Source organism: Gemmatimonas sp., assembly GCF_046594945.1.
Lineage (GTDB): Bacteria > Gemmatimonadota > Gemmatimonadetes > Gemmatimonadales > Gemmatimonadaceae > Gemmatimonas.
This window is the reverse complement of record NZ_JBKJRB010000082.1, coordinates 1-12,352: the sequence shown is the minus strand read 5'-3', so window position 1 is coordinate 12,352 and position 12,352 is coordinate 1. Positions and strand designations below refer to the sequence as shown.

General features: G+C 64.9%; 8 protein-coding genes and 1 pseudogene. 3 read left to right on the top strand and 6 right to left on the bottom strand.

All coding sequences use genetic code 11. The features are described 5' to 3' along the window. The 6 genes from ACLL97_RS09965 to ACLL97_RS09940 form a co-directional block, all read right to left on the bottom strand. Positions 1-1,470, bottom strand: coding sequence for a SulP family inorganic anion transporter (locus ACLL97_RS09965; protein ID WP_411280317.1), 1,470 nt, complete (start codon positions 1,468-1,470; stop codon positions 1-3). A 223-nt stretch (positions 1,471-1,693) separates the two neighbouring features. Continuing rightward, positions 1,694-2,380, bottom strand: a complete 687-nt coding sequence (locus ACLL97_RS09960; protein WP_411280316.1) for a J domain-containing protein — start codon at positions 2,378-2,380, stop codon at positions 1,694-1,696. Positions 2,381-2,385: 5 nt separating this feature from the next. Continuing rightward, on the bottom strand, positions 2,386-3,459 hold the full coding sequence (locus ACLL97_RS09955) for an NADH:flavin oxidoreductase/NADH oxidase (protein ID WP_411280315.1): 1,074 nt from the start codon (positions 3,457-3,459) through the stop codon (positions 2,386-2,388). Between the two features lie 5 nt (positions 3,460-3,464). Then, complete coding sequence (locus tag ACLL97_RS09950; RefSeq protein ID WP_411280314.1) at positions 3,465-4,550, bottom strand: aromatic ring-hydroxylating oxygenase subunit alpha; 1,086 nt, start codon at positions 4,548-4,550, stop codon at positions 3,465-3,467. 23 nt (positions 4,551-4,573) lie between these two features. After that, positions 4,574-6,223, bottom strand: coding sequence for a serine hydrolase (locus ACLL97_RS09945; RefSeq protein ID WP_411280313.1), 1,650 nt, complete (start codon positions 6,221-6,223; stop codon positions 4,574-4,576). Positions 6,224-6,365: 142 nt separating this feature from the next. Beyond that, positions 6,366-8,426, bottom strand: coding sequence for a PQQ-binding-like beta-propeller repeat protein (locus tag ACLL97_RS09940; RefSeq protein ID WP_411280312.1), 2,061 nt, complete (start codon positions 8,424-8,426; stop codon positions 6,366-6,368). Positions 8,427-8,514: 88 nt separating this feature from the next. On the opposite strand from ACLL97_RS09940, the gene ACLL97_RS09935 reads away from it, so the two are divergent. The 3 genes and pseudogenes from ACLL97_RS09935 to ACLL97_RS09925 all read left to right on the top strand — a co-directional run. Next, complete coding sequence (locus tag ACLL97_RS09935) at positions 8,515-9,753, top strand: NAD(P)/FAD-dependent oxidoreductase (protein WP_411280311.1); 1,239 nt, start codon at positions 8,515-8,517, stop codon at positions 9,751-9,753. 320 nt (positions 9,754-10,073) lie between these two features. Continuing rightward, on the top strand, positions 10,074-10,598 hold the full coding sequence (locus tag ACLL97_RS09930; RefSeq protein WP_411280345.1) for an EVE domain-containing protein: 525 nt from the start codon (positions 10,074-10,076) through the stop codon (positions 10,596-10,598). Positions 10,599-10,625: 27 nt separating this feature from the next. Continuing rightward, positions 10,626-12,352 (top strand): annotated as a pseudogene (locus ACLL97_RS09925) (amidohydrolase); the annotation flags it as partial.

Here is a 12,352-nt window from a genome sequence, read left to right as displayed (position 1 = left end):
TCAGTGACCGCCGCCGCCGGAGGCGGTCGTGAGATCGATGCCGCGCACGGTCACGGTAATGTTGCGATGCTGTGCGTCTTCGATAAACGTGGCGAGCACCTCCTTCACGTCGTGATCGATGTACTCGCCAGTACCATCGATGACGACCGATTCACCGTCGTCCACGTGATCGAGCGTGGACATGATGCCCGGCTTCGACACGAACGTACCGTCACGACGGAAACGCAGCTGCCAGATGCCGGCCTCGTCCTTCTCGGCGACCACCGCGCGTTTCGAGTTCTCGTACAGCACGAACGCGATGCCCATGACGATGCCGACGATGACGCCCTTGAGCAGGTCGAACGCGAGGACCGCGGCGATGGTGATTGCGAACGGCAGCAACTGCGTGACGCCAAGCTTCACCTGAGTGGTGAAGAGCGCCGGCTTGCAGAGATTCAGGCCAACTTGAATGAGCACCGCCGCCAGGCAGGCGAGCGGAATGCGATTCAGCAGCGACCCGGCAAAGAGCACCGCGCACAGGAGCAGTAGACCGTGTAGCAATGCCGAGAATCGCTCGCGTCCGCCGGCCGCCACGTTGGCGCTGCTGCGCACGATGACCGCCGTGACGGGCAAGCCGCCCAAGAAGCCGGACACGGCATTCGCGGCACCCTGCGCCAGTAGCTCGCGATCGGGCGGGCTGTGACGCTTGAGTGGATCGAGCCGATCGACGGCCTGCAGTGACAGCAGCGTTTCAATACTGGCGACCACGGCGATTGTGGCACCGGCGATCCAAACCGCCGGATTCGTGATGGCGGCCCACTCCGGACGCGGCAGCGCGTTGTAGAGCGCGCCGACGCCGCCCAACGGGACATCCACGAAGTGGCGCGCGTCGAGCGCGAAGGTCGGCGAGCCGGCGAATGCCGCCGCGAGCGCGCTGGCTACGAGTACGACCACCAGTGCGGGCGCGATCAGTTTGATTCTGGCGAGCGGCGTGTGTTTCCAGCCGTACAGGATCGCGAGCGAGATGAGCGCGATCGTCACGGCGCCAGGGTTGTGCTGCGACAACACGGTCGACAGCCCGCCATCGGAGCCCACGGCCACGGGCAACTGCTTCAGGATGATCGTAATGCCGATCGCCGCCAGCATCCCCTTGATCACCGACGATGGCACGAGGGCGGCAAAACGCCCGGCACGTATCACGCCGAGCACGAATTGCAACAGGCCGGCAATGATCACCGCGGTCAGGAACGGATTCACGCCGCCCAGATTCTGCACTTCCACCAGGACGATGGAGGTGAGTCCGGCCGCCGGGCCGGTCACCGAGAGGGGCGAGCGGCTGATCCACGGGACGACCAGCCCACCGACGATACCGGCGATCAAGCCGGACACTGGAGGAACACCACAGGCAATCGCGATACCGAGGCAAAGCGGCAACGCGACGAGGAAGACGACGAATCCAGCCACACTGTCTTCTTTGATGTGGCCGAACATGGACGGATGATGATGCATTGGCGTCGATCAGGGGCGGGGGGCGTGATGCGAACGTAGAGAGAACCTATGTATCGCTGAGGCCACTGCACAGGGACTGATCGGCAATCGGGAATATGGACCATTCCGGCGGATGCGTTTCGTCCCGTGCCCGCTCCTGTCGTACTGGGTGCTGTACTGGTCGGCGCTTCGGTGCGCACGACGGCCATGCCGTCGTGCGCACTCGTCAGGCGATCGCTGAGACGAAGCCGCCAGTCGACTTGGCAAACGCGGCCGTCGCGAGCGAGGCGTGCACAGTGAAGACTGCGTCGAGCTGTCGGCAGCCGACCACCGACGCCACGACATCGAACGAGTGTCCGACGATGCGGACGACACGATGGAGCGGCAACTCGAGTCCACTGTATACACTGATGCCATCGAGCGACAGATCGCGCATGCGCACATCGATCGCCTCCGACTGCCAGTCCACGTACATGACGGCCCAATCGGACTTGCTGACGCGCGGAATGCCACGGCGATCCATCGGCTTTCCGCGTGGACCGTTGAGGCGGACCGGCGCGAGCGGCGCCCGGCAGCGCGCGCAGCGCGTGTCTCGGCCGACTTGCACGGGCAGGCCGAGGTGACACATGGGGCACACGTGTGCGGGTGGTGTGGTACGCGGAACGGGCGATGCGTGCGCCGCGTTGGGTCGTGAGGCGGCACGAACGGCGCGACGGGCGTCATACGTGGCGCGCTTGTCCGGATCCGAAAGCACGGCGTACGCGTCGTTGAGCAGCACCGCCTGGTCCTCGCTTCCGCCAACATCTGGGTGACGCGTGGCGATCAATGCCCGATACGCCGCCTTGATCACCTCGGGGGGCGCATCCGGCTGCACGTGCAACAGCCGGTAATGATTTCGTCGATTGATGGTCATGAATATTATCGGGGACGGGCGCGCTCGTACTGCGGGGGCCAGGTAGTCATGGCGCCGAGCGCGTGGGCGGCGAGGAGCGGCCACCGAGGATTGCGTAGCAGTTCGCGAGCGAGGAACACCATGTCGGCACTGCCATCGGCGATGATCTGCTCGGCCTGTATCGCATCGGTGATGAGACCGACGGCGGCGGTGGGCATGCTCGCCTCGGCGCGGATACGCTGCGCGAACGGCACCTGATATCCCGGCCCGATCGTGATCTGTTGATGCGCGGCAAGTCCACCCGAGGAGCAGTCGAGCAGGTCTACGCCGCGGGCGTGCAGCATCGTGGCGAGCTGCACCGATTGCGCGATATCCCAGCCTCCCTCGGCCCAGTCGCTGGCCGAGATGCGCACGAGCAGCGGCAGATCTGAGGGCCACACGGTGCGCACGGCGTCGGTGACGTCGAGTGTGAGGCGAATACGGTTCTCGAACGACCCACCGTAGTGGTCGGTGCGCTGATTGGCGATCGGTGAGAGGAACGAGTGCAGGAGATAACCGTGCGCCGCGTGCAGCTCGATTACCTGAAAGCCCGCCTCCAGTGCACGACGCGCCGCTGCACGGAACGCCGTGATCACGTGCGCGATGCCATCGAGCGAGAGCGCATGCGGCGAGGGGAAGTTCGGCGCAAACGGCAGCGCGCTGGGCGCCATCACGTTGTCCCACCCACCCTCCGACACCGGCACCGTGCCGCCGGGCTGCTCCCACGGGCGACGCGTGCTGGCCTTGCGACCGGCGTGGGCCAGCTGTATGCCCATCACCGCGCCCTGTGCGCGACAGAAATCGGTAATGCGTCGCAGCATGGGAATGTGCGCGTCGTCCCAGATGCCTAAGTCCTGAGGACTGATACGCCCTTCCGGCGTCACCGCCGCCGCTTCGGTAAGCACGAGCCCCGCGCCGCCGGTAGCGAACGCGCCGAGGTGCACCAGATGCCAATCGGTCGCCAAGCCGTTGTCGCTCGAGTACTGGCACATGGGCGAGACGCCGATGCGATTGCGCAGCGTGAGCGAGCGGAGCGAGAGCGGGGCGAAGAGAGCGGACATGCGCGTCAGGTCAGGAATTCGTGAAGCAGCGAATGGAAATGGTGCACGCCGTTCTCATGGCGCGCCGAGTAGCGTCCGCGGTCGTATACGCGCGAACGGAGATTGCGTTGCACGCTCTCGCAGATCTCGATGTCCTCGTCCTGCACCTCGGCGCTGAACGCCATCAGCTTCGTCCACGCCGGATCCGTGGCGGCGCTGGCCGGCGGATTGGTGGCGTACCAGTCGAAGACCACGCGACAGCGGTCGTGACCGATCGGGATGACCACGTTCGTCTGCATCTGTCCGAGATATACGTTCAGCATGACGTTCGGAAACAGCCACACGTACACGGCTTCCGGCGAGTTGGTGGTGCTCGGGTCGTAGATACGATCGGGATTGCCGCCGTGCACCGGCCGCAGCGGCGCATGCTGAATGGAGAAGTACCGGTGCGGTTCCACGCGATAATTGTCCATGTCGAGCTCCTTGTGCAGTCCGGGATGCACCACCGGGACGTGGTATCCCTCGAGGAAATTGTCCACGTACACCTTCCAATTACAGGCGATCTCCCAGCTGCGCGACGTCACGTACTGCATCTGCTCGCACCCAAACGGCAGCACGCGCGACGGGATGTCTTCCATGACCTCCGTGAGCGGAGGCGCCTTGCCATCAAGGTTGGCGAACACCAGCGGTCCCCACGTGGTGACCTTCACCGGCACCAGATGCATCTCGGCCGGCCGGAACGACTCCACGCCTTCCATGCCTGGTGCGCGCTGCAGGGTACCGTCGAGGCCATAGGTCCAGCCGTGATAACGACACTGCAACGTGTTCCGCTTGCCGCAGCCGTGCGCGACCGGACCAGCGCGGTGCAGGCACACATTGTGAAATCCGCGCAGTGTGTCGCCGTCTCGCAGCACGACGATGCTATCGTTGCCAACCTGCGCCGTCAGGAACTGCCCATGCTCGATCACCTGCTCCACCCGCCCCACGAGCTGCCAGCTGCGCGCGAAAACCCGCTCCATCTCGAGCTCGAGATACACGGGATCGTTGTACAGGCGTGCCGGAATGGTCGCGGCACGCTCAATATTGGGATCGAAGGGGAAGACAATCGGCATATCGAAAGCTACCCGAGAGCGGACTACTTCACGCGGGGGGACACGAAATCCCATGCCCGCGCACTGCCGAAATGCATGGCCGTCACGCGCCCTTGCTTGTCGCGCACGAACCACACGGTCTCGTCACCGTTGCCGAAGGCATCCCGATAGGTTGCGGGGAGCGTGTCGATCTGCCCGACCCGCGGGCTCACGGTAAGCCGATCGCCCGCCGAGCCCACGGTGAAGGTGACGCCGATCTCCTCGTTCCGGTACCGGCCGGCGATGCCGGCAAGCTCCAGAGCGCTCGGCGTCCAGCGTGCAGCGGCCATGAAGGCGTGGACCACCGTGTCGCCGTCGGAGGTGGGCACGTGTAGCGACACCGGTAGTCCGATGGCGGTGGTGGTGAATCGCACGCGCGAGGCGCCCAGCTGGTAGCCGCCGTCACGGAGCCGGGAGAAGGCCGCGCCACCATCGCGGCGCAGTTGCCCGCGGGACGTGTCGAGCTGCATCACCGTGTTCGTGCGCGTGTCGCGATAAAGGCCGACGAATTTGACGACGGTCGCCATGTCAGCGCGGACCGTGTCGAGCGCCGCAGCGCGCGGCAGTTCCGGCACCATCGCGTCGACGATGGCATGGGTGAGCCCCGTGGCACCGGCACCGGAGACGTTGCACATCACCGCGATCGAGAGGTCGTTCTTCTCGGGGTACCGCGCGAGATACGTGCCGTAACCGGCAGTCGATCCGCTGTGTGAAAGTTCCCGGAGTCCGCGGTAGCTGTTCACGGTGAGGCCGAGGGCGTATGCGATCTCGAGGCCGCTGGTAAGCGTCATGCGACGCGTGAGCGAATCGATCACGCCGGCGCCCAGCGTCTTCTTCGTGAGATGATCGTTCCAGAGCAGCCAGTCGCCAACCGTCGTGAGCAGTCCGCCAGCGGCGATGACATTGTCGTTCGGCAGGTCGATGTGAAAACCCTCGGCCTGCCGTGAGTAGGCCTGCGCGAGGCCCGGCACGACCCGCGTGAAATCGTCGCGCCAGGTCGTGTTCGTCATGCCAAGGGGCGCGAAGATCCGTTGCGCAGTGAACTGTGCGAAGGGCATGCCACTCACGCGTTCCACCACGGTGCGCAGCAGTAGAAAGCCGGAGTTCGTGTACGAGTAGTAGTCTCCCACGGGATAGTTGAGCGACTGCTGATGCGTGACGAGGTCGAACACATCGCTTTGTGTGTGCACCCGCGTGCCGCGCGGCCACCCCTGCCACGCCACGAGGTTGCTCCACTCGCGCAGGCCACTCGTATGCGTGAGCAGATTCCGGAAAGTGATGGGGCGTCCGTACATCGGCAGTTCGGGCAACACCGTACGCGCGTCGTCGTCCAGTTTGAGCTTCCCGTCGTTCACCAGCAGCATCACGGCCGTCGCGGTGAACTGCTTGGCCACCGACCCCGATTCGAGAATCGTACCGGGCGTGATCGGACGGGCGCCCGTCAAGTCGGCCATGCCGTACCCGCGCGTGAGCAGCACGCGTCCCCCCTGTGCGATCCCGACGGCGCAACCCGGCGTGTGGGTGGAGTTCCAGGCGGCAAAGACCCTGTCGGTGATGGCGGCCAGGTCGGCACGCTGGGCTCCCGCGGTGGGGGCAGCGACAGCAATGGCCAAGGCCATCGCGAGGGGACGGCGGTGCAGGGCGGTTGGCGTCATGCAGGCGAATGTACCGCCGCCGGCGCGCCCTCGCCCGCCCGAGTTGCGCATCAGACAGTGCCGACTCAAGACTCGAAACGTGAACTCAAAACTCACCACTCACGTGCGTCTCGCGTAGTGAGTTCACGTTTCGAGTCGTGGATCAGGGTAGCGCGAACGCGACATACGTGCCGCCGCTCGGTGCGCCGTTCTTGCCACCACCACATGCGATCACCAGATACTGCTTGCCGTTGACCATGTACGTACTCGGCGTCGCGTTACCCGCGGCCGGCAGCTTCGCTTCCCAGAGCAGCTTGCCGTTGCGCTTGTCGTAGGCGCGGATCTTGTTGTCGTAGGTCGTGGCCGCAATGATGAGCAGGCCGTTCTCGGTTACGATTGCCCCTCCGTAGCTGTCGGTGCCGGTATTCCGGATGCCCTTCGCGGCGAGCTTGGGATACTCGCCGAACGGAATCGACCACTTGATGGTGCCGGCGTTCAGGTCGATCGCGTTGAGCGTACCCCAGGGCGGTTTGATGCCCGGATAGCCTTCGTGGTCGAGAAAGATGTCGAAGAACGCCGTGCGATACGGGAGCATGTACGGCGTGGTCCCCACCAGCGCGGCCGAGCCGTCTTTGCCGGTGAGCAGATAGTTCACGATGTCGTTCACGGCGCCGCCTTCGAGTGCCGTGCCGAAGGCCGGCATGCGACCGGTGCCCTCGCGGATGATCGTGGCGAGCTGCTCCTTCGAACGGCGCTTGGCAATGTCCATCAGCGTGGGGCCGGCGGCCGAGCCCTGCAGCTTGTCGCCATGGCAACCAGCGCAGTTGGCGGCATACAACGACTTGTCGCTGCGCGGCACGAGCTTGAGCAGCCAGGCCATCTCGTTCGAATTCACATACAGCAGGCCGCTGGTCGGGTCGAAGGCGGGCCCGCCCCACTCACCGCCGCCGTCCACGCCCGGATACACGATGGTGCCCCGCGTATTCGGCGCATCGAACGGATGCGTGGTCTTGTACTCGTTGAAGATCTTGAGCGCGGCAGCGTGAGCGGCCGGTGTGCGATTGGTGAGATCGTTGCGCGTGAGCTGCTGACGCGCGAACGGTGCCGGCATCGTGGGAAAGAACTGCGTCGCCGCCGGCTTATCCTCACCGAGCGCGACGCCTGGCATGCGACGCTCCTCCACGGGGAACAGCGGCGTGCCCTTCTCTCGCTCGAACAGCCAGGTGTGACCAGTTTTCGTGATCTGCGCCACGGCGTCGATTTTCCGACCGCCACGCGTGATCGTCACCAGGGCCGGCGCCGCGGGAAGGTCGCGATCCCACAAGTCGTGCTTCAGCACCTGGTAGTGCCACACGTATTTCCCCGTGCGTGCATCGAGCGCCAGCACACTGTTGGCGTACAGATTGTCGCCCAACCGGTTCGCCCCGTAGAAGTCATACGAGGCGGAGCCGGTAGCGGCGAACACCATCGCACGTTTCGTGTCGATCGTGACACCGGCCCAGGCGTTGGCGCCGCCGGCAATCTTCCACGCGTCGGGCGGCCACGTTTCGTAGCCCGGCTCGCCGGGATGCGGAATGGTATGAAAGCTCCAACGCAGCTTTCCGGTGTTGATGTCGAAGGCGCGAATGTCTCCAGGCGCGCTGGGGAGCGCTTCCGGCACAGAGCTGCCAATGATAAGCAGATCCTCGAACACCACACCGGGCGTGCTCGCGCTCACCGACAAGCCTTCCACGGGACGGCCGAGTCCTTGACGCAGGTCTACCCAGCCGCTGTCGCCGAAGGTCGTGATCGGTCGCCCGGTTTTGCGATCGAGCGCGTACAGACGATTACGATAATTGAAGATCACGCGATCGCCGGTGACCACAACCCCGCGATGCCGGATGCGCGAGAGGGGGGCGGCGCCGTTGTTCGGATCGAAGCGCCAGATCGGCGCGCCGGTGGCGGCGTTGAGGGCGATGACATGCAGTTTCGGCGTGGTGGCGTACATCACGCCGTCGATCACGATCGGGTTGGTCTGCATCTCCGAGCCGGTGAATTGGTCCTTCGTGTCGAACGTCCACGCCACGCGCAGCTGTTTCACATTGGCTGGCGAAATCTGACTCAGCGTACTGTAGTGCGTGTGATCCTCGCTGCCGCCGTACACGGGCCAGTCGGCGGAGCGCCCGGTGGTCTGGGCCTGCAGCGTGGACGCGGCAAGAAGGAGCGGGATCAGAGCACGGGACATGAGGCGCGGGGCAGAGGACATGGCGAGGGAATACGCTAGCTTACCTGTTGAACAGTAGTTCCTCAACAGGCGTTGGCGTGGAGTGCGTATGCGGCGGGTGATTGTGATCGGGGCCGGGGCGGCCGGTTCGATGGCGGCGATCTTTGCGGCGTCCGAAGGGGCGGATACGCTGCTCATCGAGCGAACGAGGGATGGCGGTCGCAAGATCCTGATCAGCGGTGGCGGTCGCTGCAACGTACTCCCGTCCCGAGTCGACGAATCACGCTTCGTGACGGATTCCTCACCGAATCTGCTCAAGAAGATCGTGCGCGCCTGGCCGCTGGCCGAACAGCGTGCCTTCTTCGAGGACACCTTGGGTATCCCGCTCGAGGAAGAGGTCGAGTCGCTGAAGCTCTTCCCCGCGTCGCACAAGGCGCGAGATGTGCGCGACGGGCTGCTGGATTACGCACGCACGGTGGGCGTGCGGATGCGTATGGAATCGCGCGTGGTCGATGTCGCCCCGGTTGGCGCGGGCTGGGAAGTCACCCTCGATGACGGCACGGTGCTCAAGGCCGACGCGGTGGTCATCGCCACCGGCGGCCTCTCAGTGCCCAACACCGGCAGCGATGGCGCTGGGCTCAACATGCTCAAGGCGCTCGGCCACACGATGCATCCCACCTACGCCGCGCTCACGCCCCTCACCACCACCGACGCGGTGTTCAACGACCTGTCGGGGATCTCGCTCACCGTGGCGCTCACGGCCAAGAGTGCGCTGAGCCACGCCACGTGGCGTGGCGGATTTCTGTTTACGCACCACGGCTACAGTGGCCCGTCGGTGTTGAATGTGTCGCACGTCGCGGTTCGGGCGCGCGCCGGACACGCACCCAAAGGGCAGCTGCCCACGGCCAAGGTGCAGGTGCAGTGGACCGCGTTGGGCGAGAAGGAATGGGAAGCCGCCCTCAAGCCACACGGCGCGCGCACGGCACAAGGGGCGCTGCGGGCCGAGATGCCCGATCGATTGGCCACGGCCCTGCTGGCCAAGGCCAACGTGGAGCCCACCCGCCCGCTCACCGAATTGCGGCGCGATGAGCGCCTGCGGCTGATCGAGATTCTCGTGCGCGGCGAGCTGCCGTGGCAGGGCGACGAGGGCTACAAGAAGGCCGAAGTAATGGGCGGCGGCGTCGCGCTGAGCGAAGTGGACCCGCGCACGATGGAGAGTCGCCGTCACAAAGGACTCTTTCTGTGCGGCGAAGTGCTCGACGCGTTCGGTCCGATCGGTGGCTACAACTTTCTCTGGGCGTGGGCCACGGGTCGGTCGGCCGGGACAGCGGCGGCAGCCAACGCGTGATGTGATTCCCGACCGAACAGCAACTGCACCGCAACAGCGGGCACACGGATGAACGACAGGATGACACCGATCACACGGATAATTAGCACCGCGTGTGATTCATGGCTTGGAGATTGATCGCTTGTGCTTATCGGTGCGATCGGTGATATCCCTTGATCTCCGTGTTCCCGCTGTTGCTGTTTTTATGACGTCGCCAGCCCCCCACCGTGGTCTTGATGCCCGTAAAAAAGTCCGCCGCGGAGAAAGCGCCAGCCAAAAAAGCGCCAGCCAAAAAAGCGCCGGCCGAGAAAGTGCCAGCCAAGAAAGCTGCTCCGAAGTCGATGCCCTACGAAAAAGGCGCCTGGGCCGCCGCGTTCTCCGCGCGGGCGCCGGGCGAGAAGCGGTTTTGGCTGATCAAGAGCGAGCCCGATGTGTTCTCGTTCGACGACCTGCTGGCGGCGCCACAGAAGACCACATGCTGGGACAGCGTGCGCAATTCGAGTGCGCGCAACTTTCTGCGCGACGGTATGAAGAAGGGCGATCTGGCGTTCTACTATCACTCCAATGCGGATCCGTCGGCGATTGTCGGAATCTGCGAAGTGGTGCGCGAGGGCTATCCCGACCCCACGGCGTTCGATCCGTCGCATGACTACTACGACGCCAATTCGAACGCGGACACGCCCACGTGGTTCATGGTCGATGTGAAAGCGATGCAGAAGCTCAGGCAGCCCGTGGCGCTCCCTGAAATCAAGAACAGCGCGGCGTTGCGTGAGATGGCACTCGTGAAGGTTGGGCGACTCTCGGTCGTGCCGGTGCAGCCTATCGAGTGGGACGCGGTGATCGCCATGAGCGAAGGCCGCGCGTAACACTTTTACCCGTTTCGGAGGCTCCTGATGTCCCGTCTGCCCCGGCGATTCGGCGTGCTGTTCGCTGCCGCCATCGCCACCACAGCTCCGCTCCCCGCCCACGGACAAGGCGCTGCTCCCCGAACCGGTGCCCGCCCGCCCGAGCGACCACTACCGCTCGATCCCGGTCGCACGTTCACCCTCGACACGCGCGAAGGGACCTGGCTCTCGCTCGACGTCAGCCCCGATGGCGCGACGATCGTATTCGACATGCTGGGCGATCTGTACTCGATACCATTGGCTGGTGGCGATGCCACGCGCCTCACGAGTGGCATGCCGTACGACGCGCAGCCGCGCTTTAGCCCCGATGGCAAGTCGGTGGTGTTCATCTCCGATCGTGACGGGGCCGACAACGTGCACGTGCTCGACCTGACCTCGAAAACCGCAAAGGCCATTACGCGTGGCAAAACCAACGTGTATCTGTCGGCCGAGTGGTCGCCTGATGGCAAGTACATCGTGGCGAGCAAGGGCGGCTTCCGTGGCGGACTTCCCACGCTGTGGATGTATCACGCCGACGGTGGTAACGGCATGTCGCTGTACACCGCACCCGCCAACGTCGCGCCGGGCACCGCAGTGCAGCAGGCCGGCGCCGCGTTCAGCCCCGATGGCAAATGGATTTGGTATACGCAGCGCACCGGCGCCTGGAACTACAACGCGCAGTTCCCGCAGTATCAGATCTATGCGTACAACCGCGAGACCGGAGAGCGTGAAGTACAGTCGTCGCGCTACGGATCGGCGGTGCGCCCCACGCTGAGTCCTGACGGCAAGTGGCTGGTGTACGGCTCGCGCTACGAGAACAAGACGGGATTGCGGGTGCGTGAACTCGCCACCGGCGAAGAGCGCTGGTTGGCATATCCCACGCAGCGCGACGAGATGGAATCGCGCGCGCCGATGGACGCGTTGCCCGGCATGAGCTTCACGCCGGACTCGAAAGAGCTGATCGCCAGCTACGCCAACAAAATCTGGCGGGTCGCGATCGATGGCAGTGGACAGACCGAGATTCCGTTTCGCGTACAGGCCACGCTCGACGCCGGCCCCGAGCTCGCGTTCAAGTATCCGATGTCCGACAGCGCGCAGTTCACGGTGCGGCAGATCCGCGATGCGGTGCCGTCGCCCGACGGCAAGCAGCTGGCGTTCGTGGCGCTCGAGAAGCTGTACGTGATGGACTATCCCGGCGGCGCGCCGCGTCGGGTGTCCACGCTCAATGCCATCGAATCGGAGCCGGCCTGGTCGCCCAACGGCACGTCGCTGGCGTGGGTCACGTGGACCAACGACGGTGGTCGTTTGTACAAGGCCGCTGTCGGCCCGCGCCCCGTGGCGCCGACGGTGCTTAGCAAAGTGCTCGGCACGTTGCGTCAGCCAGTGTGGACGCCGAGCGGCACGCGCCTCGTGCTCACGCAAACCGCCGCGCAAGGCCGTCGCGATCAAACCGGTGTGACCGCACCGACCGACATTGTGTGGTATCCCGCGACACCGGCTACGGCTGACGGCAGCACGGCCACGGTGATCGCCCGTTCCGCCGGACGCAGCAAGCCGCATTTCGCGAAGGACACGTCGCGCATTTATCTGTCGTCGAATGCCAACGGACTCGTGTCGATTCGCTGGGATGGCAGTGATGAACAGCGACATCTGCGCGTCACTGGTCGCGCCGTTGACGGCATGGTAGACGATCACGACGGCAACCCGTCGGAGCTGTTGCTGCAGCGGCTCAAGAA

Coding starts and splice junctions, on each gene's coding strand:
- ACLL97_RS09965 (WP_411280317.1), bottom strand. CDS start 1,470: ATGTTCGGCCACATCAAAGAAGACAGTGTGGCTGGATTCGTCGTCTTC.
- ACLL97_RS09960 (WP_411280316.1), bottom strand. CDS start 2,380: ATGACCATCAATCGACGAAATCATTACCGGCTGTTGCACGTGCAGCCG.
- ACLL97_RS09955 (WP_411280315.1), bottom strand. CDS start 3,459: ATGTCCGCTCTCTTCGCCCCGCTCTCGCTCCGCTCGCTCACGCTGCGC.
- ACLL97_RS09950 (WP_411280314.1), bottom strand. CDS start 4,550: ATGCCGATTGTCTTCCCCTTCGATCCCAATATTGAGCGTGCCGCGACC.
- ACLL97_RS09945 (WP_411280313.1), bottom strand. CDS start 6,223: ATGACGCCAACCGCCCTGCACCGCCGTCCCCTCGCGATGGCCTTGGCC.
- ACLL97_RS09940 (WP_411280312.1), bottom strand. CDS start 8,426: ATGTCCCGTGCTCTGATCCCGCTCCTTCTTGCCGCGTCCACGCTGCAG.
- ACLL97_RS09935 (WP_411280311.1), top strand. CDS start 8,515: ATGCGGCGGGTGATTGTGATCGGGGCCGGGGCGGCCGGTTCGATGGCG.
- ACLL97_RS09930 (WP_411280345.1), top strand. CDS start 10,074: ATGCCCTACGAAAAAGGCGCCTGGGCCGCCGCGTTCTCCGCGCGGGCG.